This window comes from Methylobacterium sp. D48H (assembly GCF_053345715.1).
The window spans coordinates 29,563-55,089 of sequence record NZ_JBKFAP010000023.1; the positions used below are offsets into that span (position 1 = coordinate 29,563).

21 protein-coding genes and 1 tRNA gene are annotated in these 25,527 nt (G+C 72.6%); 13 read left to right on the forward strand and 9 right to left on the reverse strand.

From position 1 onward, the window contains the following. The first annotated feature begins 111 nt into the window (after positions 1-111). Together ACLBX8_RS25560 and ACLBX8_RS25565 are read left to right on the forward strand one after the other, a co-directional pair. The gene (locus ACLBX8_RS25560; protein ID WP_447681831.1) at positions 112-1,521 is read left to right on the forward strand and encodes a malonyl-CoA decarboxylase; all 1,410 of its coding nucleotides are present in this window, start codon (positions 112-114) and stop codon (positions 1,519-1,521) included. Positions 1,522-1,637: 116 nt separating this feature from the next. Then, entirely contained in the window at positions 1,638-3,155 is a 1,518-nt protein-coding gene (locus ACLBX8_RS25565; protein WP_447715950.1) for a malonate--CoA ligase, read from the forward strand. Positions 3,156-3,330: 175 nt separating this feature from the next. On the opposite strand, the gene ACLBX8_RS25570 is transcribed toward ACLBX8_RS25565, so the two are convergent. The 4 genes from ACLBX8_RS25570 to ACLBX8_RS25585 form a co-directional block, all read right to left on the reverse strand. Further along, a complete protein-coding gene (locus ACLBX8_RS25570) occupies positions 3,331-4,158 on the reverse strand; it encodes a hypothetical protein (protein WP_447715951.1) in 828 nt (275 codons plus the stop codon). A gap of 128 nt (positions 4,159-4,286) precedes the next feature. Next, on the reverse strand, positions 4,287-4,658 hold the full coding sequence (locus ACLBX8_RS25575; protein ID WP_020095580.1) for a DUF3618 domain-containing protein: 372 nt from the start codon (positions 4,656-4,658) through the stop codon (positions 4,287-4,289). Between the two features lie 5 nt (positions 4,659-4,663). Further along, positions 4,664-5,113 carry a phage holin family protein gene (locus ACLBX8_RS25580; RefSeq protein ID WP_170855257.1) on the reverse strand — a complete coding sequence of 150 codons (450 nt, stop codon included), beginning with the start codon at positions 5,111-5,113 and terminating at the stop codon, positions 4,664-4,666. A 4-nt stretch (positions 5,114-5,117) separates the two neighbouring features. Then, on the reverse strand, positions 5,118-5,663 hold the full coding sequence (locus ACLBX8_RS25585; RefSeq protein WP_447700082.1) for a hypothetical protein: 546 nt from the start codon (positions 5,661-5,663) through the stop codon (positions 5,118-5,120). 430 nt (positions 5,664-6,093) lie between these two features. Here ACLBX8_RS25585 and ACLBX8_RS25590 point away from each other — a divergent pair, with 430 nt between their 5' ends. Both ACLBX8_RS25590 and glgX read left to right on the forward strand, forming a co-directional pair. Continuing rightward, positions 6,094-7,515: an alpha,alpha-trehalose-phosphate synthase (UDP-forming) gene (locus ACLBX8_RS25590; RefSeq protein ID WP_042672419.1), complete on the forward strand. Its 1,422-nt coding sequence runs from the start codon at positions 6,094-6,096 to the stop codon at positions 7,513-7,515. Positions 7,516-7,569: 54 nt separating this feature from the next. Then, entirely contained in the window at positions 7,570-9,693 is a 2,124-nt protein-coding gene (gene glgX, locus ACLBX8_RS25595; protein ID WP_447715952.1) for a glycogen debranching protein GlgX, read from the forward strand. A 45-nt stretch (positions 9,694-9,738) separates the two neighbouring features. Here glgX and ACLBX8_RS25600 read toward each other — a convergent pair whose 3' ends face one another. Both ACLBX8_RS25600 and ACLBX8_RS25605 read right to left on the reverse strand, forming a co-directional pair. Further along, positions 9,739-10,683 carry a ribose-phosphate pyrophosphokinase gene (locus ACLBX8_RS25600; protein ID WP_012318471.1) on the reverse strand — a complete coding sequence of 315 codons (945 nt, stop codon included), beginning with the start codon at positions 10,681-10,683 and terminating at the stop codon, positions 9,739-9,741. A gap of 226 nt (positions 10,684-10,909) precedes the next feature. Further along, complete coding sequence (locus tag ACLBX8_RS25605; RefSeq protein ID WP_020095575.1) at positions 10,910-11,146, reverse strand: DUF4170 domain-containing protein; 237 nt, start codon at positions 11,144-11,146, stop codon at positions 10,910-10,912. Between the two features lie 208 nt (positions 11,147-11,354). On the opposite strand from ACLBX8_RS25605, the gene ACLBX8_RS25610 reads away from it, so the two are divergent. After that, on the forward strand, positions 11,355-11,750 hold the full coding sequence (locus ACLBX8_RS25610) for a hypothetical protein (RefSeq protein ID WP_447715953.1): 396 nt from the start codon (positions 11,355-11,357) through the stop codon (positions 11,748-11,750). A 22-nt stretch (positions 11,751-11,772) separates the two neighbouring features. Here ACLBX8_RS25610 and ACLBX8_RS25615 read toward each other — a convergent pair whose 3' ends face one another. Both ACLBX8_RS25615 and ACLBX8_RS25620 read right to left on the reverse strand, forming a co-directional pair. After that, on the reverse strand, positions 11,773-12,033 hold the full coding sequence (locus ACLBX8_RS25615; protein ID WP_056524639.1) for a hypothetical protein: 261 nt from the start codon (positions 12,031-12,033) through the stop codon (positions 11,773-11,775). A gap of 210 nt (positions 12,034-12,243) precedes the next feature. Continuing rightward, positions 12,244-12,336: transfer RNA gene (locus ACLBX8_RS25620), tRNA-Sec, on the reverse strand. Between the two features lie 131 nt (positions 12,337-12,467). On the opposite strand from ACLBX8_RS25620, the gene ACLBX8_RS25625 reads away from it, so the two are divergent. From ACLBX8_RS25625 to ACLBX8_RS25660, 8 genes are all read left to right on the forward strand, one after another. Next, positions 12,468-14,918, forward strand: a complete 2,451-nt coding sequence (locus tag ACLBX8_RS25625; RefSeq protein ID WP_100253347.1) for a sensor histidine kinase NtrY-like — start codon at positions 12,468-12,470, stop codon at positions 14,916-14,918. After that, complete coding sequence (gene ntrX, locus ACLBX8_RS25630) at positions 14,915-16,279, forward strand: nitrogen assimilation response regulator NtrX (RefSeq protein ID WP_020095571.1); 1,365 nt, start codon at positions 14,915-14,917, stop codon at positions 16,277-16,279. The genes ACLBX8_RS25625 and ntrX overlap by 4 nt, the downstream gene beginning before the upstream one ends. Before the next feature lie 196 nt (positions 16,280-16,475). Then, positions 16,476-16,727 carry an RNA chaperone Hfq gene (gene hfq, locus ACLBX8_RS25635; RefSeq protein WP_007563033.1) on the forward strand — a complete coding sequence of 84 codons (252 nt, stop codon included), beginning with the start codon at positions 16,476-16,478 and terminating at the stop codon, positions 16,725-16,727. A 249-nt stretch (positions 16,728-16,976) separates the two neighbouring features. Further along, positions 16,977-18,389 carry a GTPase HflX gene (gene hflX, locus ACLBX8_RS25640; protein WP_020095570.1) on the forward strand — a complete coding sequence of 471 codons (1,413 nt, stop codon included), beginning with the start codon at positions 16,977-16,979 and terminating at the stop codon, positions 18,387-18,389. Then, the gene (locus ACLBX8_RS25645; protein WP_447715954.1) at positions 18,389-19,714 is read left to right on the forward strand and encodes an adenylate/guanylate cyclase domain-containing protein; all 1,326 of its coding nucleotides are present in this window, start codon (positions 18,389-18,391) and stop codon (positions 19,712-19,714) included. Before hflX ends, ACLBX8_RS25645 begins: the two co-directional genes overlap by 1 nt. A 156-nt stretch (positions 19,715-19,870) precedes the next feature. Then, entirely contained in the window at positions 19,871-20,845 is a 975-nt protein-coding gene (locus ACLBX8_RS25650) for a putative selenate ABC transporter substrate-binding protein (RefSeq protein WP_447715955.1), read from the forward strand. A gap of 5 nt (positions 20,846-20,850) precedes the next feature. Then, the gene (locus ACLBX8_RS25655) at positions 20,851-21,567 is read left to right on the forward strand and encodes an ATP-binding cassette domain-containing protein (RefSeq protein ID WP_447715956.1); all 717 of its coding nucleotides are present in this window, start codon (positions 20,851-20,853) and stop codon (positions 21,565-21,567) included. Then, positions 21,567-23,126 (forward strand): PhnE/PtxC family ABC transporter permease, encoded by a 1,560-nt coding sequence (locus ACLBX8_RS25660; RefSeq protein WP_091683138.1) that lies wholly within the window; start codon positions 21,567-21,569, stop codon positions 23,124-23,126. Before ACLBX8_RS25655 ends, ACLBX8_RS25660 begins: the two co-directional genes overlap by 1 nt. Positions 23,127-23,280: 154 nt before the next feature. Here the strand turns inward: ACLBX8_RS25660 and ACLBX8_RS25665 are convergent, their stop codons facing one another. After that, positions 23,281-25,527: a TonB-dependent siderophore receptor gene (locus ACLBX8_RS25665; protein ID WP_447715957.1), complete on the reverse strand. Its 2,247-nt coding sequence runs from the start codon at positions 25,525-25,527 to the stop codon at positions 23,281-23,283.

Here is a 25,527-nt window from a genome sequence, read left to right on the forward strand (position 1 = left end):
GGGACGCCCGCCGGCGTCCGGATCCCGTTCCGTCCGCGCCCGACCGACGAGCCGGCGTCGCGGGACCGGACACGTCTCGAATCCGGGTCATCGGGGGTCAGTGCGAAGGTCATGGCGGCGATCTCCTTCTTCGGCGACCTGCTTCAGACCATCAGCGAGCGCGGCCGCGACCTGATCGGGATCGGGCGCGGCGACCTGGGGCCCCGGGCGAGCGCCGGCGACCTCGTCAAGCTCTGCGAGGACCTGATCTCCCGGCGCGGCGAGGCCTCCGGGGTGGCGCTGGCCCGCCTGATCCTCGACCGCTACGCGAGCTTCGGCCAGGCGGAGCGCCACGCCTTCCTGCGGGCCATCGCCCTCGACTTCGACGCGGACCACGCCGCCGTCGACGAGGCCATCGCCGCCTACCGCGCCGCCCCCTCCCGCGCCCGCCTGGGCAGCCTGCACGAGGCCGCCGAGCCGCGCAGCCAGGAGCTGATTCGCCGCCTCAACCTCGCCCGCGGCGGCACGCTGAGCCTCGTGCGGATGCGCGAGGACCTGTTCGACCTGCGCCGGGCCCTGCGCGCCGGCGACGAGGCCGACCCCGCCCTGATGGACGCCGTCGACAGCCTCGACTGCGACTTCGAGCACCTGTTCGCGTCGTGGTTCAACCGCGGCTTCCTCGTGCTGCGCCACATCGACTGGACGACGCCGGCGCACATCCTGGAGAAGATCATCCGCTACGAGGCGGTCCACGCCATCTCCGGCTGGGACGACCTGCGCGCCCGCATCGAGCCGCCGGACCGGCGCTGCTTCGCGTTCTTCCACCCGGCGCTCGCCGACGAGCCGCTGATCTTCGTCGAGGTGGCGCTCACCGACCAGATCGCCCCGGCGATCGCCCCGATCCTGTCGCAGGAGCGCAAGCCGCTGCAGCCGCAGGCGGCCACCACGGCGGTGTTCTACTCGATCTCGAACTGCCAGAAGGGCCTCGCCGGCGTCACCTTCGGCAACTTCCTGATCAAGCAGGTGGTCGAGGACCTGACCCGCGAGGTCCCCACGCTCAAGACCTTCGTGACGCTCTCGCCGGTGCCGGGCTTCGCGGCGTGGCTGGCGCGGGAGCGCCGGGCCGACAGCCCGCAGGGCCTGCTGCCCGAGGATGTCGAGACCCTGCGGGCGCTGGACGACCCGGCCTGGCCGGCCGACAAGGCCCGGGCCGAGACGGTGCGCCGGGCGCTGATCCCGGCCGCGGCCGCCTATTTCCTGCGCGCCAAGAACGAGCGCGGGCGCCCCCTCGACCCGGTGGCCCGGTTCCATCTCGGCAACGGCGCGCGCCTCGACCGGATCAACTTCCTGGGCGACACCTCCAAGAAGGGGCTGGCCCAGTCCCACGGGCTGATGGTCAACTACCTCTACGACCTCGCCGCCATCGAGCGGAACCACGAGACCTACGCCAATCTCGGCACCGTGGTGGCGGCTCCGGCGGTGACTCGGGAGCTGCGCGCCAAGCTGCCGCCGCCCCGGGCCGTGGTGCTCGCCGAGGCGTAGGCGTCGCGACTCACCGGACCGCGCGGACGACGCGCCGCCGGAAAGGGCTCGCCGAGGGGGCCTCCGGGCGGCTATGGGTGCGCGCGACCCATAGCCCGTGATAGCCCAGCCTCACGATGACGAACCACCTCTTCTCCCTGGTGCGGGACGGCGCCGCCGATCCCGCCAAGACCGTGATCGAGACGCCGGACGGGCGCCGCTACGCGTACGCGGACCTGATCGCCCGCTCCGGCGCCTACGCAGCGGCCCTGCGGGCGGCGGGCGTCGCGCCCGGCGACCGGGTGGCCGTGCAGGTCGAGAAGAGCCCCGAGGTGATCTTCCTGTATCTCGGCGCGGTCCGGGCCGGCGCCGTGTTCCTGCCGCTCAACACCGCCTACACCCCGGCGGAGATCGGCTACTTCCTGGGCGACGCCGAGCCGACCGTGTTCGTCTGCGACCCGGGCCGGCGCGACGCGCTCGCCGAGGCCGCCGCCGGCGTCCGGCAGGTCTGGACCCTCGACGCCGCAGGGGGCGGCAGCGCCGCGGAGGCCGCTGACCGGGCCGCCGATGCGGGCGCCGCCTTCGCGGACGTGCCCCGGGGTCCGGAGGATCTCGCGGCGATCCTCTACACCTCGGGCACGACCGGGCGCTCCAAGGGCGCCATGCTGACCCACGACAACCTCGCGTCGAATGCCCGGACGCTGGTCGCGTACTGGCGCTTCACCGCCGACGACGTGCTGATCCACGCCCTGCCGGTGTTCCACACCCACGGCCTGTTCGTGGCGACCAACACGGTGCTGGCGAGCGGCGGGTCCATGCTGTTCCTGCCCCGGCTCGACCCGAAGCTGATCCTGAGCCTGATGCCGCGGGCGACCGCCCTGATGGGCGTCCCGACTTTCTACACCCGGCTCCTCAAGGAGCCGGGCCTGACGCCGGAGGCGGCCCGGGGCATGCGCCTGTTCGTGTCGGGCTCGGCGCCGCTGCTCGCCGAGACGCACCGGGAGTGGCAGGCCCGCACCGGCCACGCCATCCTCGAGCGCTACGGCATGACCGAGACCAACATGAGCACCTCGAACCCCTACGCGGGGGACCGGGTCGCCGGCACGGTGGGCTTCCCTCTGCCGGGCGTGTCCCTGCGGGTGGTCGATCCCGAGACCGGCGCGGCCCTCGGGCCCGACGCGGTCGGCATGATCGAGGTGAAGGGCCCGAACGTGTTCCAGGGCTACTGGCGCATGCCCGAGAAGACCGCGGCCGAGTTCCGGGCCGACGGGTTCTTCATCACGGGCGACCTCGGCAAGGTCGACGGCCGGGGCTACGTCCACATCGTCGGGCGCGGCAAGGACCTGATCATCTCGGGGGGCTTCAACGTCTACCCGAAGGAGGTCGAGACCGAGATCGACGCCCTGCCGGGCGTGGTCGAATCCGCCGTGATCGGCCTGTCGCACCCGGATTTCGGCGAGGCCGTCACCGCCGTGGTGGTGGGCGGCGCCGGCTGCCCGGACGAGGCCGGCGTGCAGGCCGCCCTGGAGGGGCGCCTCGCCCGGTTCAAGTGCCCCAAGCGCGTCCTGTTCGTGGACGAGCTGCCGCGCAACACGATGGGCAAGGTCCAGAAGAATCTGCTCCGCGAGGCGCATGCGGGGCTGTACCGGGACTGACGCGCCGTCCCGTCAGAAGGGTCGACGGAGCGAGGATCCGGCCACCGCGTCGCTGCGAGCGGAGCGAAGCAATCCGGGCGGCGCCACGCTGCTCGACGTCGCGCAACTCCGGGGCACGTCGCCTCGCCCGGGATGACGGCGCCGAGGCCCCAACGGAGGGGCCCCGGCCACCGAATCAGAGATTGTGCTGCGTGCGCTCGCCAGCGGGCGGCGTGTGGCTCTCCGGATCGACCACCTTGCGGGCGGCGGCGTTGAGGTTGTCCGGGTCGAGGGCGGTCTGGACGAACTCGCGGCCGATATTGGTCACCTCGCGGGCGTAGCGCAGGCCCTGGTCGCGGACCTCGTCGGCCCAGGGACCGATGCTCCGGTCCTCCTGGCGGGTGCGCGGCAGCAGCGCGCCGAGGAGCAGGCCCGCGGCCACGCCGACGACGCCGACGAGGAGCGGGTTGTCGTCCACGAAGCGCTCGACGGCGGTGCGCCCGCGGTTGATCCCCTCGATCCCCTGGTTGGTCAGGTCGTCCAGCGCCCGCATGTTGCGGCGATGGAGGGCGCCGGCCCGCTCCCGGGCCTCGTCGTAGGCCGCGGTGGCGCGGTCGCGCGCCTGATCGGCCGCCCCGCCGAGGCGGTCGTTGATGTCGTCGGCGAGGCCCGAGACGGTGCGGCGCGTCTGCCCGGCGAACTCGGTGGCCCGGTCGCCCGCCGCCCGGATGCCGTCCTTCGCGGCCGAAGCGGCGTCCTGGGCAGCGTCGTGAGCAGTGTCGCGGGCGGCGTCGTGCGCGGCCGCGTCGTGCGAGCCCGTCGCCGCGCCGGGCCGGAGCGGGTCGTGCAGGCCGCGCGGATCCGGCCGGAGGGTGAAGTCGCCCGCGGCGGTGCCGGGCGCGCCCGGGTCGCCGAGGCCGGCCGGATCCGGCCGTAGGCTCTTGTCGTCGGCGCCGTGCGGCATCCCCGCCGCGGCGGCGAGCTGCTCGGGGGTGCTGGAGGGGATACCCGGCTTGTCGGTCATGGCGCTGTCCTCAGATGTCGGTCTCGCCGGCCCGCCTTCGGCGCCGGTCTGCCCGGTCGTCCGGCCGGGCGGCACGGTGTCTCGTCCCGGACCCGGCCGGATCTGGCCGGACCTGGACGGGTCCGTCCTCAGATCTCGGTCGTGTCCAGCGGATCGCGGGCCGGGCGGACCGTCGGGCGGTCGGGGTCGTAGCCGCGGGCCGCGCCGGTGTTCAGGGTGGGCACGCGCTCGGCCGAGACCTCGGTGCGGCGGCGCTGAGCGTCGCGGGCCATCCGGTTGAACAGCAGGCCGACGCCCGCCGCGATCAGCAGCACCGGCACGGGATTGCGGCGCACCGCCTCCAGGGCCGAATCGTAGGTCGTGTTCAGCGCCGGCACCCGCCGGGCATTGCCCAGCATCTCGTCCACGAGATTCGGCACCGAGAGCCGGCCCTGGATGCGGTCGATCGTGTCGTCGAGCCGGGCGCGGCTCTCCTCGATCTCCTTCTCAAGGTCGTTCATCGTACTCATCCGGACACGCGCTCCGAGAGGGCCTGGGCATCCTGGCGGACCTGGCGCGTCGTGCGCTTCGGGGCCAGGGTCGAGAGGGAGAGGACGCTGCGCGCCCACAGGGCCATCCCGAGGGCGAGGAGCAGCAGAACGCCGCCGACGATCAGGGCCGAGAGCCACTCGGAGCCCACGATGGTGGCGAGCCACTTCACGAAGGCGCCGATCAGGACCAGCAGGGCGACCACGGCGAACACCGCCGAGCCGACCATGCAGGCGAGGCCGACGATGAGCTGGCGGACGTTGCCGGCCATCTCGGCCCGGAACAGCGCGATCTCCTTGCGGGCGAGCTCGTTGGTCTCCCGCAGGGCGTCGCCGATCAGGCTCTGGATGCTGGAGGGGCCCGTGGCTGGGCCCGTGGAGGAACCCGTGGAGGGGCCCGCCTGGCGCGGGTCGGAGCCGTAGGTCATGGCGTCAGGCCCGGAAGCTGTCGCGGGCGTCGCCGTCCGGCGCCTCCGGCGGCAGGCTGGACGACTTGATGAAGCGGGCGGCGATCAGGCCGGCCACGAAGGTCCCCACGGCCACCGCCACCGGCGCGCGCCGGGCGAAGGACTCGGCCTCGCTGTAGAACTCGCCGAGGCTGCGGCGCTCGATCGAGGAGCCGAGCTGCTCCAGCCCGTCGGCGGCGCTGTCGAAGAAGGCGCGGACGTTCGGCTTGTCGCCGAGATCGCGGCCGGAATTGCGGATCGTCTGCGCCAGGTCCTGGACCGACTGCGCGGCGTCGCTCTTGCGCTGCTCGACGTAGCTCTGCGCCTGCAGCCGGGCCGCATCGAGCAGGCCGCGCCCGCGTTCGGCCGCCACGTCGGCGAGCCCCTCGACGTCGCCCTGGAGGGCCCGCCACTGCGCGCGCTCCTCCGCGGCGGTGTGGGGCGCGTCGTGCGGCGCGGCGTGCGACCCCTCGCGGTGCGGATCCGCGATCGGATCCGCGGGGGTGCCTTGCGGTAACTCGTTGCCGGCCATCTCGAAAACACTCCTCGCGGCGCGGGGACGGTGCCGCTCGCGGCGACCGCGGGCCCCGCGATGGCTGAGTAACCGACTCGGCTGTCGCGGGTTCCGGTCCCTGTGCGCCCTTCCGATGCGTGCGCGGGGTCCGGCGCGACGGGCGGCACCGCTCACGCGCCGTTCAGGCAAGATCTGCCAGAACCGCCACGCTTGTACAACGCTCGCACGGGGCGCCCGACCGGGGCGCCCAACCGGGACGGAGCGGCCGCCCTGTCCCGGAACGGCAGGGCCTCGACTTGACCCGCGCCCGGCTTCACGCTTGGGTTGCGGGACGACCGACAAAGGATCGCGCAGGGCCTCCGCGCGTTCTGACATAGTAGTGACGTCCCGATGCAGGCGCGGCGAGATCCTCGACCCGACCCGCGCCCCTGATCCGGAGCCGACCCGCGTGGCACGCCTTGTGATCGTATCGAACCGCGTCGCCGTCCCGGAGGAGGGCGGCAAGGCGGTGGCGGCGGGCGGCCTCGCCGTCGCGGTCAAGGAGGCCTTCACGGCCTACGAAGGTCTGTGGTTCGGCTGGAGCGGCACCATCACGGACGAGCCGTCCGAGGAGCCGACGCTGATCGACCGGGGCCGGGTCCAGTACGCCGTCGTCGACCTCTCGCCGCAGGATCACCTGGAATACTACGCCGGCTTCGCGAATCGCGCCCTGTGGCCGATCATGCATTACCGGCTCGGGCTCGGCGCCTTCTCGCGCTCGGACTATGCCGGCTACAGCCGCGTGAACCGGACCTTCGCGCGGGCGCTGGCCAAGCTGGTCGAGCCCGACGACATCATCTGGGTCCACGATTACCACCTGCTGCCGCTCGCCGCCGAGCTGCGCGGACTCGGGCTCGACAACCCGATCGGCTACTTCCACCACATCCCCTGGCCCGCCGCCGACGTGTTCAACTCGCTGCCGGCGAGCGGCGAGCTCCTGCGCGCCATCGTCGACTACGACCTGATCGGCCTGCAGACCGAGGCGGACGTCCAGAACCTGCAGCGCAACCTCGTCGATACCCAGCGGGCGATCCCGCTCGGCGGCGGCTCGCTGATGGTCGACGGCCGCCGGACCCGGATCCGCGCCTTCCCGATCGGCATCGACGTCGCGGGCTTCAAGGAGGCCGCCGAGAAGGCCAATTCCAACAAGGTCGTGCGCGAGACCATCGCGGGCCTGCGCACCCGCAAGCTGCTGATCGGCGTCGACCGGCTCGACTATTCCAAGGGCGTGCCCGAGCGGATGGAGGCGGTGGAGAGCTTCTTCGCCTCGAATCCCGACCAGCGCGGCAACGTCACCTACATCCAGATCACGCCGAAATCCCGTAGCGAGGTGCCGGAATACGAGCAGCTCGCCCGCGAGGTGAACGAGAAGGTCGGCGAGATCAACGGCTCGCTCGGCGACCCGGCCTGGACGCCGATCCAGTACATCACCAAGGCCTATCCGCGGCCCGTGCTGGCCGGCCTCTACCGGGCCGCCCGGGTCGGGCTCGTCACGCCGATGCGCGACGGCATGAACCTCGTCGCCAAGGAGTACGTCGTCGCCCAGAGCGAGGACGATCCGGGGGTGCTGGTCCTGTCGAAATTCGCCGGCGCCGCCCGGCAGCTGCCCGAGGCGCTGCTGATCAACCCCTACGACCGGTTCGAGGTCGCCGAGGCGATCCGCGCGGCCCTCTACATGCCGAAGGCCGAGCGGCTGGCGCGCTGGAAGCCGATGGTCGAGCGCATGACCCGCGAGGACGTCGACTGGTGGGCGCGCAACTTCCTGGCGGAACTCGAGAACTTCCGCACGGTCGAGCGCGAGCCGCCCACCGCCGCCGCGGCCGCCGAATAGCCGGCGCCTCCCGCTGCTCCCGCCCGCCGCCATCCGTGTGACCGGACGCCCCGCATGATCGCCGTCGACGACGGGGTGCCGGCACCGCTCGGCGCCCATTTCGACGGGCGCGGCGTCAACTTCGCCCTGTTCTCCGAGCACGCCACCGCGGTCGACATCTGCCTGTTCGAGCCGGGGGAGCGGCACGAGACCCGCACGGTGCGGCTGCCCTGCCGGACCGACGACGTCTGGCACGGCTACCTGCGCGGCGTGCTGCCGGGCCAGCTCTACGGCTACCGAGTGCACGGCCCCTGGGACCCGGCGGCGGGCCACCGGTTCAACGCCTCGAAGCTCGTCCTCGACCCCTACGCGCGGGAGATCCGCGGCCGGATCCGCTGGCACGACGCGCTCTACGGCCACCGCCGGGGCGGCGGGCGCGAGGACCGGATCGACCGGCGCGACAGCGCGGTCTACATGCCGCGCTGCGTGGTCACCGCGCCGGAGGTGCCCGACCTCGCCCTCAACCCGGTCCGCCGGCCGCTCGCCGAGACGGTGGTGTACGAGGCGCACGTCAAGGCGCTGACCCGCACCCATCCCGACATTCCCGAGGCGGAGCGCGGCACCTACGGGGCGCTCGCCCACCCGGCGATCATCGAGCACCTCGTCAAGCTCGGCGTCACCGCCCTGGAGCTGCTGCCGATCCAGGCCTTCGCGGACGACCGCTTCCTGGTGGAGAAGGGGCTCGTCAATTTCTGGGGCTATCAGCCCCTGGGCTACTTCGCCCCGGAGCCGCGCTACCTGGGGGAGGGCGGCCTCGGCGGCCTGAAGGCGGCGATCCGGGAGCTGAACGCCGCCGGGATCGAGACCTGGCTCGACGTGGTCTACAACCACACCGCCGAGGGCGACCATACCGGCCCGACCCTGTCGTTCCGCGGCATCGACAACGCCAGCTACTACAAGCTCGACCCCGCCGACCCGCGCCGCAACCGCGACTGCACCGGCTGCGGCAACACCTTCGACGCGAGCCACCCGCGGGTGATGCAGCTCGTGCTCGATTCCCTGCGCCACTGGGTCACCGCCTACGGCATCGCGGGCTTCCGCTTCGACCTCGCCTCGAGCCTCGGGCGGGCGCCCTTCGCCTTCACCCCGCAGGCGGCGTTCTTCCAGGCCGTGGCGCAGGACCCGGTGCTGGCGCGGGTCAAGATGGTGGCCGAGCCGTGGGATGTCGGGGAGGGCGGCTACCAGCTCGGCGGCTACCCGCGCGGCTGGAGCGAGTGGAACGACAAGTTCCGCGACGCCGCCCGGGGCTTCTGGAAGGGCGATTCCGCCACGCTCGCCAAGGTCACGCAGGGGCTGACCGGCTCGCGCGAGGTGTTCGCCCCGTCCGGGCGCTCGCCGCTGGCCAGCGTCAACTTCATCGCCAGCCACGACGGCTACACGCTCGCCGACACGGTGTCGTACGAGGAGAAGCACAACGCGGCCAACGGCGAGGACAACCGCGACGGCCATAACCACAACGTCAGCCGCAACTACGGCGTCGAGGGCGACACCGACGACGCGGCGATCCTGGCGCTCCGCGCCCGCCAGAAGCGCAACATGCTGGCGACGGTGATGCTGGCCCAGGGCGTCCCGATGCTGCTCATGGGCGACGAGCGCTCCCGCAGCCAGGGCGGCAACAACAACGCCTACGCCCAGGACAACCCGACGAGCTGGATGGACTGGAGCGTCGATCCGGATCCGGCCCTCACGGACTTCGTGGCCAACCTGCTGGCCCTGCGCCGGGCCCAACCGGCCCTGCGGCGGCGGCGCTTCTTCACGGGCGCGCTGATCGACCCCGACGAGCCCCTGCGCGACGTGCACTGGCTCTCCCCCGAGGGCATCGAGATGGAGGTCCGGCACTGGTCCGACGACGGGCTCCAGGTGTTCGGCATGCAGATCGGCAACGACGGCGACCCGGGCGAGCGCCTGCTGATGCTGTTCAATGCCGGGGCGGAGGCCGTCAGCTTCCGCCTCGCCCCGGTGATCGGCGGCCCGTGGACGCCGGCCTTCGACACGGGCGAGCCCGCGGGCGCCCGCGCCCCCGGCGCGCCGGCGATCGCGGCCGGGACCGCCGTGCCGCTGCCGGGCCGCACGGTCCTGGTGCTCACCGCGCCGGGCACCGAGACCGGCAACCGGGGCGGCTGGGTGCCGGGCCGGTAGGGGCGGGGCGCCTCAGGACCGGCCGGAATCGGCCGGACGGCGCCGTCAGTCGAACAGGCTGGAAACGCTGGATTCGGTCGCGGTCCGGCCGATCGCCTCGCCGAGCAGCGGCGCGATCGTCGCCACCCGGATGTTGCGGGCGAGCTTGACGGCCTGCGTCGGCTGGATCGAGTCGGTGATCACCAGCTCCTTCATCCGCGAGGCGGCGATGCGCGAGACCGCGCCGCCCGACAGCACGCCGTGCGTGATGTAGGCCGAGACGTCCTTGGCGCCGGCGTTGAGCAGGGCCTCGGCGGCGTTGACCAGGGTGCCGCCCGAATCGACGATGTCGTCCACGAGGATGCAGGAGCGGCCCTCGACCTCGCCGATGATGTTCATCACCTCGGACTCGCCGGGGCGCTCGCGGCGCTTGTCGACGATGGCGAGCGGGCAGTCGATCCGCTTGGCGATGGCGCGCGCCCGGACCACGCCGCCGACGTCCGGCGAGACCACCATCCGGTCGGCGCTCGGCAGCCGCTCCTTGATGTCGCGCACCATCACGGGGGCGGCGAACAGGTTGTCGGTGGGGATGTCGAAGAAGCCCTGGATCTGGCCGGCGTGGAGGTCGAGGGTCAGGACGCGGTCGGCGCCGGCCTCCGTGATCAGGTTCGCCACCAGCTTGGCCGAGATCGGGGTGCGGCCGGAGGTGCGCCGGTCCTGCCGCGCGTAGCCGAAATACGGGATCACCGCCGTGATGCGCCGGGCCGAGGACCGGCGCGCGGCGTCGATCATGATCAGCAGCTCCATCAGGTGGTCGTTCGCCGGGAACGAGGTCGACTGGACGATGAACACGTCCTCGCCGCGCACGTTCTCCTGGAGCTCGACGAAGATCTCCATGTCGGCGAAGCGCCGGACCATGCACTTGGCGAGCGGCAATTCGAGATAGGCCGCGATCGCCTCGGCCAGGGGCCGGCTGGCATTCCCGGCGATGATCTTGATCGAGGATTTCATGGGCGGCCGCTCGCTCGCGGCCGGACCTCCCGCCGCTCTTGTTCAGACCGGTCTCCCGAGGAGCCGGAACGATCCGATGACGGGCGAGGCTCTTAGCAGCGGGCCGGAAGTGTCACAATGCCTTCACGGCCGCGCCCTCACCGCGCTCTTACCCCGCTCTCACCGCGGACGCGCGCGGCGGACCCGGCCCCGGACCCGGGTTCGGATCCCCGCGCGCCCGGTCCCCTCAGGGGGCCGGCGGCTCCAGCAGCCGGTGCAGGTGCACCACGAAGTAGCGCGTCTGCGCGCTGTCGACGGTGGCCTGGGCCTTGGCCCGCCACGCGGCCTGGGCGGTGGCGTAGTCCGGGAAGATGCCGACGATGTCGAGGTTCTTGATGTCCCGGAACCGGACCCCGTCGAGATCCTGCAATTCACCGCCGAACACCAAGTGCAGTCTCTGGTCGCTGTCGATTTCCGTCGTCATGGCCCGTCCTCCGTTCCTGCGCGGCGCTCGCAAATGGCGGGCCCGCGGTCAAGCCTGAACATCCGCAGGCGAGCCCCGAATCCGCCGCAGGTCTGCGGCGGCCGGGCGAGGGGGCCGGCCGAGGGGCCGGCCGAGGGGCCGGCCGGGGGGCTGAGCGTAGCGGCGCGGTGGATGCGCAACACCGGACGCGCCGTGCTACGAGCGGCCCATGACACGCCGCCTCCTCCCCGACGCCGTCCTCGTCGCGCTGGCCCTCGGCCTCGGCGCGGCGCCGGTCCAGGCCCAGCAGGCGCCCCGCGCGCCCCGTCCCGACAGGAGCGTCCCGGACCGGCGGGCCGGGCCGCCGGTGATCGGCTGCCCGTCGCTGGCCAATTACCGCATGCTGATGCGCGACGGTGCGGCGGCGGCCGCGGCGCACTTGGCCGACCCCAAGGCGGACCATCTCGGCTGCGCGGCACTGGCGCGCACGGACCTCGCCGGCATCGTCGACAAGGTGACGCTGGGCGGCGCGAGCTACGACTGCGCCGCCGTGCGCGGCACCACGGCCTGCCACTGGATCGCGCCCGGGACGATTCCCGAAGCCCCCGCACCGGCCAAGCGCTGACGGTCGGCCGCGCGGCCCGCGCTCAGCGCAGGTGGCCGCTGGCGCGCAGGTCCCGCTCGACGGCGTCGTGGAGGGCCTGGAGGGGATTGTCGTTGATGGCGGCGGGCGGGTGCAGCGGCGCCATCGGGGCGGGCCGCGCGTCGAGCCCCGGCAGGATCGTGGCCTCGGCGCCCGGCCGACGCGGGGGAAGTCGCACGGGAAGTCGCACGGGCCGGCGCGCCGCGAGGGTTCGCAGCGCCTCGCGGGCTCCGGGCGGGAGGAGCGTGACGAGTCTGTCCAGCATGGCCGGCCTCAGCGCGCGCGGCCGGCCGCGGCCGGCGGGAACGGGACGGTGGCGGCGGATCGGTTCTTCACGCGGGCACCCGTGCGGGATCGATCGCGGGAAACGAGCCGGCACCCCCACAGTTCCGATGAAGCAGTATCGCGAATTTAATCGCACGTGTCGCCTGAATATCGGCGAACACTGGTTCATCGGTTTCGATTGTCTGAAGCGTGGCGGAAGCGGATGGGAATCGAACCCACCGTACGCTGTTGGCGTACCACTGGTTTTGAAGACCAGGAGGGCCACCAGACCCCGTTCGCCTCCGCGACCGGGGGTACGGGCGGGGCGGGGCGGGGTCAAGGCCGCCCGCGTGCGGCGGATCGCGCCGCCGATCCGCCGCCCGGACGCCCGGATTCGTATTAATTCCGCCACACTGTTGTGGCCCTGCACCAGTCATGCCGTTCCTGAGACGCTCACGGACAGAGGAAGGCCCCGCGTCGGTCCCCGAGAGGGGTGCCGACGGGGCGGGCCAGGACGCGGTCCAGCAGGACGCGGTCCAGCCGGCCGCGGATCAGCGGGACGCGGGCACGCCCGCGGGCCCCGAGGCGTCCCAGCCGTCCGGCACGCCCCTGGCGGAATCGCTGCGGCCGGGCCCGCGCGGTCCCGGCTGGATCGGCGCCGCCATGGTGATCACCGCCCTGGTCTCGGCGCTCGCGACCTTCCTGATCCTGGCCGGGGTGATCCGGGTGACGCCGACGCCGGCCTACGGCGTGACGCTGCTGGCCATCAACGCCGCCCTGGTGCTCGGCCTCGCGGTCATCATCGCCTGGGAGGCGCGGGTCTTCCTGCACGCCCGCAAGGCCAACGCCGCGGTGGCGCGCCTGCACACCCGCATCGTCGGCCTGTTCTCGCTGATCGCGATCCTGCCGACGATCCTGCTCGCCGTGGTCGCCTCGGTGACGATCGACCGGGGCCTGTCGCTCGGCTTCACCGACCGGGTCCGGGACGTGGTGCTGAAATCCGTGGAGGTGGCCGACGCCTACCAGGAGAACCAGTGCCAGAGCCTCGCCCGCGAGATCCGCATCCTCGCCGACGACCTCACCCGGGCCCGGCCGAACTTCGACGTGAACCGGGACTGGTTCCAGACCTTCCTGACCACCCGGGCGACCAATCTCGGCCTGCCGGTGGCGCAGATCATGCGCGGCCCCACCGAGGTGGTGGCCCGGGCCAAGATCGACGTCCTGAAGACGAACCGCCTGCCCTCGGCGGCGGCCTTCGAGGACGCGGCGAACTCCGCCGATCCGATCTGCCTCCTGCCCACCGAGGGCCGGGTCTTCGCCGCGCTGCTGCGCATGCCGGCCTACGACGACGCCGTGCTGATGGTGCAGCGGGAGGTGAGCCAGCTCGCCATCGAGTTCCCGGGCGTGTCCCGGGCGGCGGCGGCCGAGTACCTCACCTACGATTCGCTGCGCCGTTCGATCCAGATCACCTTCGCGTCGGTGTTCCTGCTGATCGCGCTGATCGCGCTGCTCTCGGCCGTCTGGTTCGGCATGAACTTCGCCAACCGGTTCGTGGCGCCGATCCGGCGGCTGATCAACGCCGCCGACCAGGTGGCGTCGGGCAATTTCTACGCCCAGGTGCCGACCAAGAAGACCAGCGGCGACCTTGCCCACCTGGGCGAGAGCTTCAACAAGATGACCCAGGAGCTGCGCCGCCAGCATGCCGGCCTGATCGCCGCGAGCGACCTGATCGACACCCGCCGCCGCTTCACCGAGGCCGTGCTGTCGGGGGTCTCGCCCGGGGTGATCGGCCTCGACGCGGCGGGCTTCGTCACCATCGCCAACCCCGCCGCCGAGCGGATGCTCGACCTCGCGAGCGACGCCCTGGTCGGCGAGCCGCTGGCCCGCGCGGTGCCGGAGCTCGCGCCGGTGCTGGCCGAGAGCGAGGCGCGCCCGCGCAGCCTGCAGCAGCAGCAGGTCCAGCTCACCCGGTCCCGGGGCGAGCGCACCATCACGGTGCGGGTCACGAGCGAGCAGGCGCAGGGGGCGTCCCGCGGCTCGGTGGTGACGCTCGACGACATCACCGACCTCGTCCAGGCGCAGCGCAGCTCCGCCTGGGGCGACGTGGCGCGCCGCATCGCCCACGAGATCAAGAACCCGCTGACCCCGATCCAGCTCTCCGCCGAGCGGATCCGCCGCAAGTACGGGAAGGTCATCACCGCCGACAAGGAGGTGTTCGACCAGTGCACCGCCACGATCGTGCGCCAGGTGGACGAGATCAAGCGCATGGTCGACGAGTTCTCGGCCTTCGCGCGGATGCCGAAGCCCGCCATCGCGCCGAACGACCTCACCGAGATCGCCAAGCAGAACCTGTTCATGATGCGGGTCGCGCACCCGGACATCGACTTCGCGTTCTCGGCCCAGGGCGGCGCGGGCAGTGCGGAGAAGATCGTGGCGGCCTTCGACATCAGGCTGCTCAGCCAGGTGATCACCAACATCCTCAAGAACGCCGTCGAGGCGGTGGCCGAGGTGCCGGAGGCCGAGCTCGGCAAGGGCAAGATCAGCCTGAACCTCGCCGTCGAGGACGGGTTCGCGGTGATCGCCGTCACCGACAACGGCAAGGGATTCCCGGCCGAGGGGCGCCAGCGCCTGCTCGAGCCCTACATGACCACCCGCGAGGGTGGAACCGGGCTGGGGCTTGCTATCGTCAGCAAGGTGCTCGAGGAGCACGGCGGCGGGATCGAGCTGAACGACAATCCCGCCGGCCGCGGCGGCCAGGTCCGGATGCGGGTCCCGCGCGAGCACGGGCCCGAGCCGGCGGCGGCGGCCCCTGAGACCAGTCCCGTCACGACAGAGGAGAAGGGCGCCGCGCCGACGGCCCCCCGGATCGCGGAGATGCACGCATGAGCGCCGATATCCTGATCGTCGACGACGAGGCCGACATCCGCGACCTCGTCGCCGGGATCCTGGACGACGAGGGCCACCGCTGCCGCACGGCCGGAGGCTCGGACGAGGCGCTCGCCGCCATCGAGGCGCGCCGGCCGCACCTCGTCTTCCTCGACATCTGGCTGCAGGGCTCCCGGCTCGACGGCCTGCAGGTGCTCGACCTGATCAAGGCCGCGAACCCCGACCTGCCGGTGGTGATGATCTCGGGCCACGGCAACATCGAGACCGCGGTCTCGGCCATCAAGGCGGGCGCCTACGACTTCATCGAGAAGCCGTTCAAGGCCGACCGGCTGATCCTCGTGGCCGAGCGGGCGCTGGAGGCCTCCCGGCTCCGGCGCGAGGTCCGCGACCTGACGGCGCGCTCCGGCGCCACCAACCGCATCGTCGGCACGTCGCTCGCCATCAACCAGCTGCGCCAGACCCTCGACCGGGTGGCGCCGACGAACGCCCGGGTGATGATCACCGGCGCGCTGGGCGCCGGCAAGGAGCTCGCGGCGCGCAGCCTGCACAAGGCCTCGGCCCGCTCGAACGGCCCGTTCGTGCTCCTCAACGCGGCGGCGATCCTGCCCGAGACCATGGAGGCCGAGCTGTTCGGGGTCGAGGGCGAGAGCGGCCGGCGGGTCGGCGCCCTGGAGGAGGCCCACGGCGGCACCCTCTACCTCGACGAGGTCGCCGACATGCCGCGGGAGACCCAGAACCGGATCCTGCGCGTCCTCGTCGACCAGAACTTCCAGCGGGTCGGCGGCACGACGCGGGTCCACGTCGATGTCCGCATCATCTCCTCGTCCTCCCGGGACCTTCAGGAGGAGATCGCCGCCGGCCGCTTCCGCGAGGACCTGTTCCACCGCCTGTCGGTGGTGCCGATCCGGGTGCCGGCCCTGTCGGAGCGCCGGGAGGACGTGCCCGAGCTGATCCAGTTCTTCATGGACAACATCTCGTCCCAGACCGGCCTGCCCAAGCGCCGGATCGCCGAGGACGCCATGGCGGTGCTGCAGTCGCACAACTGGCCGGGGAACGTGCGCCAGCTCAAGAACAACGTCGAGCGGCTGATGATCCTGACCCAGGCCGACCCGGAGCAGGAGGTCACCTCGGAGATGCTGCCCTCCGAGATCGGCGCCCTGGTGCCGACGACGCCGGGCGGCGCGGGCGGCGAGAAGCTGATGAGCCTCGCGCTCCGGGAGGCCCGCGAGATCTTCGAGCGCGAGTACCTCGTGGCGCAGATCGCGCGGTTCTCGGGCAACATCTCGCGCACCGCCGAGTTCATCGGCATGGAGCGCTCGGCCCTGCACCGCAAGTTGAAGTCCCTCGGCATCGGCCCGTGAGGCCGCGGCGCCGGGGCGCGCGTTGAGGGCGGGGCCGATCCGTCACGGATCGGCTGGAACGGGGGTTGCTTGCACCCACGCTTTCACGTCGTCATGGTGTTGGTATACACGGCCCTGGACCGGATGATCGGACGATCCGGCCCGCGGCATACTCCTCCCGGACCGAGCGAGCCGGGACAACAAGAAGGCCAAGAAGATGGCGGGCGAACGCGCACAGAACCTTCAGGACACCTTTCTCAACCATGTCCGCAAGAACAAGATTCCGCTGACCATCTTCCTCGTCAACGGCGTCAAGCTGCAGGGCGTGGTGACGTGGTTCGACAATTTCTGCGTGCTGCTGCGCCGGGACGGGCACTCGCAGCTGGTCTACAAGCACGCGATCTCCACGATCATGCCGGGCCACCCGGTGCAGCTGTTCGAGCCGGACGAGACCGCCGAGAAGGCGTGAGGGCCGGCGGCCCCGGCGCCTAGCGGGCCGGAAGCCGGGGATCGGGCGGGTCGGAGGCCCGATGCGCCGCGCGGGCGGCGCCGCGCGACCGGCGCGGCCGCGGCGGGGGGAGGGCGGAGACCCCGCCCGCCGACGGATATCTGTGCCCGTTCGCGGCCGGCATCTTGGCCCGGCCCGCCCGCATCCCCATTCTGACACTCCGACCTCTCCAACGAAGCCGTCGCCCGGGGCGGCGGCGCCGAAGGCCGTATGACCGAAACGCTGACGTCCGGCGAAGCCCGCCTCCAGGCGCAGGCCGCCCCCGAGGGCGAGATCGCCGCGGCGACCCACACCCTGGTGATCGGCCCCTACCTCGCCCGCGGCGCGGCGGGGGCCGGCCCCGGACCGGCCGCGCCGTCGCGCTCCGTGGAGGCCCGCCTCGACGAGGCGACCGGGCTCGCCGCCGCGATCGAGCTCGACGTGGTCGAGAGCCTCGCCGTCAGCCTGCCGCGGATCCGGCCCTCCACCTATCTCGGCAAGGGCCGGGTCGAGGAGATCGCCGGCCTGATCCGCGCCCGCGAGATCGGCCTCGTCGTGATGGACTGCGCCCTGTCGCCGGTGCAGCAGCGCAACCTCGAGAAGGCCTGGGGCGCCAAGGTCATCGACCGCACCGGCCTGATCCTGGAGATCTTCGGGCGCCGCGCCTCCACGCGCGAGGGCACGCTGCAGGTCGAGCACGCCCACCTCGCCTACCAGAAATCCCGCCTCGTCCGCTCCTGGACCCACCTGGAGCGCCAGCGCGGCGGCTTCGGCTTCCTGGGCGGCCCCGGCGAGACCCAGATCGAGGCCGACCGGCGCATGATCCAGGAGCGCATGACCCGGATCGAGCGCGACCTCGACGCGGTGGTGCGCACCCGCGGCCTGCACCGGCAGAGCCGGGCCCGTGTGCCGTACCCGATCGTCGCGCTCGTCGGCTACACGAACGCCGGGAAGTCGAGCCTGTTCAACGCCCTGACCCGGGCCGAGGTCACCGCCAAGGACATGCTGTTCGCGACCCTCGACCCCACCGCGCGGGCGACCAAGCTGCCCCACGGCGAGACCGTGATCCTGTCGGACACGGTAGGCTTCATCTCCGACCTGCCGACGCCCCTGATCGCGGCCTTCCGGGCGACGCTCGAGGACGCCATCGAGGCCGACGTGCTGCTCCACGTGCGGGACGTCGCCCACGTCGATTCCGAGGCCCAGGCCGAGGATGTCGGCGAGGTCCTGCGCGAGCTCGGCATCGAGACCAGCACCGACCGGATCATCGAGGTCTGGAACAAGGCCGACCTGCTCGACGACGACGAGCGCGCGCGGCTCCTGAACCTCAGCGGCCAGGCCAGGGCCCGCAACGACCGCGACAGCGCCGCGCCGGTCCTGGTCTCGGCGGTGACCGGGGAGGGGCTCGCCGCGCTGTCGGCCCGGATCGAGGCGCGGATCGGGCGCAACCGCGCGAGCTTCGCGGTGGCGCTGCCGCCGGAGGACGGGGCGGCGCTGAACTGGCTCTACGAGAACGCCGAGATCCTCGACCGCCGGTCGGAGGCCGACGGCACCCTGCATCTCGCGATCCGGATCGCCCCCGAGAAGGAGCCGCGCTTCCTCAACCGCTTCGCGGCGGCCCGGCGCCTCGGCCGGGGCGGTTGATGGCCTCGGGCAGCGCCGGCAACCCGACGCTCTCCGCGCTGCGGCCCGCGCGGGCTCCTGCCGAGGGCCGGGCGGATCCCGGATCGGACGACGAGGCGGTTTTGCGGACCATGCAGGCCGGCGGCGGCCTGCGCCTGCTCGGCCTGCGGGTGGTGATCGTGCTGGTGCTGCTGATGGCGGCCCAGGCCTATGACGGGTCGCTGCACGCCCTGAGCCACTGGTTCATCCTCGGCCTGTACGGCCTCGGCACGATCTGGTTCGGGCTGCGGGAGCGGGGCGGCGGCCCCGCGGCCACCGTCTACAGCTGGGCCGGCACCGGCCTCAATGCCGGGCTCGCCGTCTACGTGATCATCGAGCACATGCTGGCCGGGGGCGGGGCGGGGCTCGGCGCCGACGCGGTGAGCCGCCTGCCCGCCTTCCTGCTCCTGCTCCAGACCGGCCTGAGCATGCGGGTGGCGCAGACCCTGCTGTTCTGCGGGCTCGTCACCGTCTGCTGGAGCGCGGCCTTCCTGGTCGGCCTGATCCATCCGGACCTGTTCCCGAACGCCGACACCTTCCCGACCGCGCAGCTCACCGGGCTCGCCACCTTCATGGCGGCGGGCCTCCTGGTGGTCGACGGCATGGTCCGCCTGCGCGCCGCGGTGGTGCGGGCCCTGCGCATGGAGCACGAGCGGACCCAGCTCGCCCGCTTCGTGCCCGACACGGTCGCCCTCGACCTCGCCGCCGACGACGGCGATTCCGGCCTCGGCATTCACCGGCGCCACGCCTGCCTGATGATCCTCGACATCCGCGGCTTCTCGCGGCTCTCCCGCGAGCACCCGCCCGAGGCCATGGTGACGGCCCTGCTGGGGGTCCGGGCGGCGGCCCAGGCGGCGGTGGCGGAGCAGGGCGGCCTCGTCGACAAGTATATCGGCGACGCGGTGCTGGTGCAGTTCGTCGTCGGCCATCCCGACGTCCAGGCGCGCGCGGCGCTCGCCTGCACCCTGTCGATCCGCGACCGGATCGCCGCGCTCAACGCGGCCCGCGCCCGGGAGAATCTGTTCCCCCTGCGGGTCGTGGTCGCCCTGCACGCGGGCGACCTGCTGGTCGGGGTCTTCGACGACGGCGTGCGGGCCGAGTACACGGTGCTGGGCCCGGCGATGAACGCCCTGGCGCGGATCGAGACCCAGGCCAAGGCGGCCGAGATCGAGATCGCCGCGTCGGGAGACTTCTTGGACCTGCTCGGTGGCGTGCTCCCGGCCGGGATCCGGGCCGTGCCGGTGCCGGACGCCGCCCTGCCGGAGCACCTCACCCTGTCGGCGATCGCGGTGGCGCCCGGCGCCTGAGACGGATTCCCGGGGGATCCCGGCGGCGTCTCGGCGGTCTCCCGGCGCCGCAGGGCGCCGGGATCGCGAGGATCGAGGCTGGCGCGCGCGGCGTCTTCTGCTACGCCCGCCGTGTTGCGAGCCCACCGTGCGTGGGCGTGGTGCCACGAGGACGCGATGCAGGGATCGACGCTGGGATCGAAGCCGGGCTCCAAGCCGGGCTCCAAGCCGGGATCGAGGTCGGGATCGAAGCCGGGACCGGGCTGGCTGGGGCGGCTCGCCCTGGGCATCCTGGCGGCCCTGGCCGCCGCCGGGCCGGCGCGGGCGCAGGAGAAGCCGGCCGCGAAGGCGCTCCCGCCCCTCGTCTTCACCGGCATCCCCGACCAGGACGAGAGCCGGCTGGTCGAGCGCTTCGGCAAGGTCGCCGCCTATCTGGAGGCCGAGCTCGGCGTGCCGGTGCGCTACATCCCGGTGAAGAGCTACCCGGCGGCGGTCACCGCCTTCACCAACGGGCAGGTGCAGCTCGCGTGGTTCGGCGGCTTCACCGGCGTCCAGGCGCGCAAGGCCGTGCCGGGCTCCCAGGCGATCGCGCAGGGCGCCGAGGACGCGGCGTTCAAGACCTATCTCATCGCCAACGCCGCGGCGGGGCTGAAGCCCGGGAAGGATTTCCCGAAGGCCGTCGCGGGCAGGACCTTCACGTTCGGCGCCCGCGCCTCGACCTCCGGGCGGCTGATGCCCGAGTACTTCGTCCGGCAGGCCTTCCCGGGGAAGACCCCGGAGCAGGTCTTCGCCCGGGTCGGCTTCTCGGGCGACCACACCCGGACGATCCAGCTGGTCCAGTCCGGCGCCTTCGCGGTCGGCGCCGTCGACTACTCGGTCTGGGACCTCGACTCGAAGGCCGGCAAGGTCGACCCGAAGGCCGTCTCGGTGATCTGGGAGAGCCCGACCTTCCCCGATTACCAGTGGACCGTGCGGGGCGACGTGGAGCAGACCTACGGCGCCGGCTTCACCGACAGGCTGCGGGCCGCGCTGACCGGCATCGCCGACCCGGCGATCCTGGAGCCGTTCGGGCGCTCGAAGTTCATCCCCGTGACCAACGCGGCCTACGAGCCCCTCGTCGAGGTCGGACGCTCCACCGGCCTCCTGGACTGACCCGCGTGTCGCGCGGCGCGGCAGCCGGCACGGCAGCCGGCGAGGAGTCGGGCGCGGGGTCCGGCGCGGCCATCGTCCTGGCGAACGCCTCCGCGGCCTATGACGGGCGCCCGGTTCTGTCGGGCCTCGACCTGACCGTGCGGGCGGGCGAGCGGGTCGCGCTCATGGGGCGCTCGGGGGCCGGCAAGTCGACCCTGATCGGCCTGATCCACGGGCAGGCCCCCGGGCGGGTGGCCCTGGTGCCCCAGGCGGCCGCCCTGGTGCGGCCGCTCTCGGTGTTCCACAACGTCTACATGGGCCGCCTCGACCGGCGCTCGACCCTGCACAACCTGCGCACCCTGGTCCGGCCGGCGCGGGCCGACGTCGCCGCCGTGGCGGCGATCCTCGACCGGGTCGGGCTCGCGGACCGGCTCTGGGACCGGGCCGGGGAGCTCTCCGGCGGCCAGCAGCAGCGCGTCTCGGTGGCCCGCGCCCTCTACAACGGACGGCCGATCCTGGTGGCGGACGAGCCGGTCTCGGCGCTGGACCGCCAGCAGGGCGGCCGGATCCTCACCGAGCTGGCCCGCGGGCACGAGACCCTGATCCTGGCGCTCCACGACGTGGCCCTGGCCCTCGCCCACACCGACCGGGTCGTGGTGCTGGAGGCCGGCCGGATCGTCCTCGACGCGCCCTCGGCCGGCCTCGACCCGGCGCGGCTCAGCCCGTTCTACGAGGCCGCCTGATGGGCGCTCTCGCCGGCAAGGCCGCGTTCCTGCCGCGGCCGGGCTACGCGGCGGTGAGCCGCTGGTTCCTGGCGGCGGCGCTCGCCGGCCTGCTGGTCGCCGACCTGCAGGTCACGACCCTCCACCCCTTCGCCGACCTCGCCCGGCTGCTGGGCGGCCTGATCCGGCCCGATTTCCCCGCCGTCGAGGGCTGGAGCGTCCTCTACACCGTGGCCTTCGCGATGCTCGGCGTCGGGCTCGGGGCCGGGACGGGGCTGCTGCTCGCCGTCCCCTTCGCCCGCTCGCGCGCCGTCCGGCTCGCCTGCGCGGGCCTGCGCGCCGTCCACGAGCTGTTCTGGGCGCTGCTGCTGATGCAGGTCTTCGGCCTGTCGGCGACCACCGGCGTCCTCGCCATCGCGCTGCCCTACGCGGGCATCTGCGCCAAGGTCTACGCCGAGTTGATCGAGGAGGCCGACCTCGCGGCGCTCCGCGTCCTGCCCGCGGGCACCGGCGCGGTCTCGGCCTTCCTGTACGCGCGCCTGCCCGAAGTGGCCGGACGGATGCGCGACTACACCCTCTATCGCCTCGAATGCGGCCTGCGCTCCAGCCTCGTGCTGGGCTTCATCGGCCTGCCGACCATGGGCTTCGCCTTCGAATCCGCCTTCCGCCAGGGCCGCTACGCCGAGGCCGGGGCGCTGCTCCTGATCTTCTACGCGCTAATCGGCACGCGCCGGCTCTGGGTGCGCGCCCGGACCCTGCCGTTCCTCCTCGTCGGCGCCGTGCTGGCGCTGCCGCCGACCGTCGGCAGCGCGGCGATCGGCCCGAGCCTCGCCCGCTTCCTCGGCCACGACGTCGTGCCGGCCCCGCTCCGGGGCGCGCCGCTCGCCGAGCCCGAGACCTGGGCGCGGCTCTGGTCGTGGCTGCGCCCGATCCTGACCGAGCAGGTCCTGCCCGGGACCGCCCAGACCCTGATCCTGGCGCAGATCGCCCTGGCCGCCACCGCCCTCGGGGCCCTCGTCCTGTTCCCGCTGACCGCGCGGCGCTTCGCCGGGCCGATCGGGCGGCCGCTGGGGCGGGCGCTCCTCGTGGTGGTGCGCTCCACGCCGGAATACATGCTGGCCTACGTCGCCCTGCAGCTGCTCGGCCCCTCGATGCTGCCGGCGATCCTGGCGCTGGCCCTGCACAATGCCGGCATCGTCGCCTACCTGATGGGCCGGCACGCCGACGCGATCCCCTACCGGGCGGACGCCCCCCGGGGCCTCGACCTCTACGCCTACGAGACCGTGCCGCGGCTCTACGGGCAGTTCCTGGCCTACCTGCTCTACCGCTGGGAGCTGATCCTGCGGGAGAGCGCGATCTTCGGCATCCTGGGGGTCACGACCTTGGGCTTCTATGTCGACGCCGCGATCTCGGAATTGCGCCTCGACGTGGCCCTGGTGCTGATCGCCGCCACCGCGCTGGTGACGATGGCGGTCGACGCGTTCTCGCGGGCGCTCCGCCGGTCCCTGCGGATCGACACCCTGCCGACCCGGCTCTCCGGGCCGCAGCCGATCACCGGGGCGGAGGCTGCGGACGGCTGATCGGAGCGCCGCCGTCGTTGCGAGCGGAGCGAAGCAATCCAGCAGCGCCACGCCCGCCGATGTCGCGCTTCCCTGGATCGCCTCGCTGCGCTCGCGATGACGGGGCTGGTCACCATGCTGCGGGCGGCCGCTAACAAGAACCGCCCGGACCGCCTCACCACTTGTAGCTGACCTTCGCCAGCACCCGCCGGGCGTCGCCGTAGAAGCAGGACACGTTCGACTGGCAGGAGGCGACGTAGCGCCGGTCGGCGAGGTTCGAGGCGTTCACCTGGAAGCGCCAGTTCTCGTAATCGTAGTGCACCTGCGCGTCGAACAGCACGTAGTCGGGCACCCGCAGGGTGTTGGCCACGTCCGCGAAGGAGCTGCCGACGTAGCGCACGCCGCCGCCGAAGCCGAAGCCGCGCCACGGCCCGAGCGGGATGGTGTAGTCGGCGAACAGCGAGGCCAGGGTCTGGGGGATGTTGACCGGCGTCTTGCCCACCCGCACCGGATCGGCATCCCGCTCGGTGGTGAAGTCGAACTTGGTGAAGGACGCCACGAGGTTGAGGCCGTCGGCGACGTTGGCGACGAGCTGCGCCTCGAAGCCTGTGGAGCGCACCGCGCCGACCTGCGTCTGGAAGATCGTGTTCACCGGGTTGGGGGTGAGCACGTTGCTGCGGTGGATGTCGAAGCCCGCCAGCGTCAGGAAGTAGCCCTGGCCGGGCGGCTCGAACTTGACGCCGCCCTCGACCTGATCGCCGGTATCGGGCCTGAAGGTGCGGTTGTTGATGTCCACGCCGATCTGGGGCTGGAACGAGGTCGCGTACATGATGTAGGGCGCGAGGCCGAAGTCGAAGTTGTAGATCGCCGCCGCCCGGTAGGTGAAGGCGCTGTCGTTGCGGCCGTTGGTGTTGGCGGGCGTCAGGCGGTCGTAGACGGTGTTCTGGACGAAGTCCTGGCGGCCGCCGAGGATCAGGGTCAGCTCCGGCGTGAGCTTGATCTGGTCCTGGAAGTAGAGGCCGACCTGCTGGAACGAGTTGGCGTTGATCAGGTAGGGCGAGGCCGAGACCGCCTGCGGGCCGTAAGAGGGCGCGAGGATGTTGAGGTCGGGGCCGGGGAAGCCCGAGGCCTGGTTGTCGTGGATCTGGAAGTTCCGGTACTCCACGCCCATCAGGAAGTCGTGGCGGAAGAAGCCGTCGAAGAACTTGGCCTCGGCCTGCGTGTCGACGTCGAGCTGCGCGATCTTGGCGGAATCCCGGAACAGGTAGCGGCCGAGCTGGGTCTGGAGCGGGTCGGTGTAGCCGAGCTGGCCGATATAGGAGTTCTGGAAGCTCTGCGTGTAGCCGTAGCGGGCGTTCTGGCGCACCGCCCAGGTGTCGTCGAAGACGTGCTCGAACTCGTAGCCGATGAAGGCCTGGTCGCGCCGGAAGGTGTTGAAGCCGGCATCGCCCACGTTGAGCGAGCGCGGGATGCGCAGGCCGAGCACGGTCGGCCGGGCCGTGCCGTAATAGGGCAGGAAGTTCGCCGTCACGGCCGTGTTGTCGTGCTGGAAGCTCGACAGGACCGTGAACTTGGTCGACCCGTCCGGCTTATAGGTGAAGGCCGGGGCGATGTAGTAGCTGTCGTCCGGCGCGCCCTGGACCTGCGTGCCGCCGTTGCGGGCGTAGCCGGTCAGGCGGCCGAACCAGTGGCCCTCGGCGTCGGCCGGGCCGCCGACGTCGAAGGCGGCGTAGCGCTGGTCGAAGGAGCCGCCGCCGACCTCGACGAGCCCGAACGGGGTCTCGGTCGGGCGCTTGCTGATCTGGTTGATCAGGCCGCCGGGATTGCCGGCGCCGAACAGCACCGCGGAGGGGCCGCGCAGCACCTCGATGCGCTCCAGCCCGAACGTGTTCACGCGGCTGTAGGCGAAGCCGTAGTTCAGGAGCTGCAGGCCGTTGAGGTAGAGGCCGTAATCGCTGACCACGAAGCCGCGGAGCTGGAAGAAGTCGAGGCGCGTGTCGGCGCCGAAGGTGCCCGCGTAGGTGCCGGCGACGTACTGGGTCGCCTGGGTGAGGGTCTGGGCGTTCTGGGTGTCGAGCTGCTTGCGGCCCACGACGCTGATCGATTGCGGCGTCTCGATCAGCGGGGTGTTGGTCTTGGTCGCGGTCGCCGAGCGCCGGGCCACGTAGCCGTCGATCGGGCCGGTCGGGCTCTCCGCGCCGCGCACGGGCGCGCCGGCCGGGGCCCCGGAGGCCGGGCCGCCGCCCTGGCCGGTGACGCTCAGCTCCTCGAGCTGCACGCTGCCGCCGGCGGTCGGGCCGGCGCCGCCGCGGCGCGACGCGTCCTGGGCGAGGCTCGGCGCGGCCTGCGCCAGCACGGCGAGCGAGGCCCCGGCGAGCAGGGCGCGCAGGGTGATGCCGGGGAGGGGGTGGACGGCTCTCAT

Coding starts and splice junctions, on each gene's coding strand:
- ACLBX8_RS25645 (WP_447715954.1), top strand. CDS start 18,389: ATGGCCTCGGGCAGCGCCGGCAACCCGACGCTCTCCGCGCTGCGGCCC.
- ACLBX8_RS25575 (WP_020095580.1), bottom strand. CDS start 4,658: ATGAACGACCTTGAGAAGGAGATCGAGGAGAGCCGCGCCCGGCTCGAC.
- ntrX (WP_020095571.1), top strand. CDS start 14,915: ATGAGCGCCGATATCCTGATCGTCGACGACGAGGCCGACATCCGCGAC.
- ACLBX8_RS25625 (WP_100253347.1), top strand. CDS start 12,468: ATGCCGTTCCTGAGACGCTCACGGACAGAGGAAGGCCCCGCGTCGGTC.
- ACLBX8_RS25580 (WP_170855257.1), bottom strand. CDS start 5,113: ATGACCTACGGCTCCGACCCGCGCCAGGCGGGCCCCTCCACGGGTTCC.
- ACLBX8_RS25560 (WP_447681831.1), top strand. CDS start 112: ATGGCGGCGATCTCCTTCTTCGGCGACCTGCTTCAGACCATCAGCGAG.
- ACLBX8_RS25610 (WP_447715953.1), top strand. CDS start 11,355: ATGACACGCCGCCTCCTCCCCGACGCCGTCCTCGTCGCGCTGGCCCTC.
- ACLBX8_RS25585 (WP_447700082.1), bottom strand. CDS start 5,663: ATGGCCGGCAACGAGTTACCGCAAGGCACCCCCGCGGATCCGATCGCG.
- ACLBX8_RS25665 (WP_447715957.1), bottom strand. CDS start 25,527: ATGAGAGCCGTCCACCCCCTCCCCGGCATCACCCTGCGCGCCCTGCTC.
- hflX (WP_020095570.1), top strand. CDS start 16,977: ATGACCGAAACGCTGACGTCCGGCGAAGCCCGCCTCCAGGCGCAGGCC.
- ACLBX8_RS25570 (WP_447715951.1), bottom strand. CDS start 4,158: ATGACCGACAAGCCGGGTATCCCCTCCAGCACCCCCGAGCAGCTCGCC.
- ACLBX8_RS25660 (WP_091683138.1), top strand. CDS start 21,567: ATGGGCGCTCTCGCCGGCAAGGCCGCGTTCCTGCCGCGGCCGGGCTAC.
- ACLBX8_RS25650 (WP_447715955.1), top strand. CDS start 19,871: ATGCAGGGATCGACGCTGGGATCGAAGCCGGGCTCCAAGCCGGGCTCC.
- glgX (WP_447715952.1), top strand. CDS start 7,570: ATGATCGCCGTCGACGACGGGGTGCCGGCACCGCTCGGCGCCCATTTC.
- hfq (WP_007563033.1), top strand. CDS start 16,476: ATGGCGGGCGAACGCGCACAGAACCTTCAGGACACCTTTCTCAACCAT.
- ACLBX8_RS25600 (WP_012318471.1), bottom strand. CDS start 10,683: ATGAAATCCTCGATCAAGATCATCGCCGGGAATGCCAGCCGGCCCCTG.
- ACLBX8_RS25605 (WP_020095575.1), bottom strand. CDS start 11,146: ATGACGACGGAAATCGACAGCGACCAGAGACTGCACTTGGTGTTCGGC.
- ACLBX8_RS25615 (WP_056524639.1), bottom strand. CDS start 12,033: ATGCTGGACAGACTCGTCACGCTCCTCCCGCCCGGAGCCCGCGAGGCG.
- ACLBX8_RS25565 (WP_447715950.1), top strand. CDS start 1,638: ATGACGAACCACCTCTTCTCCCTGGTGCGGGACGGCGCCGCCGATCCC.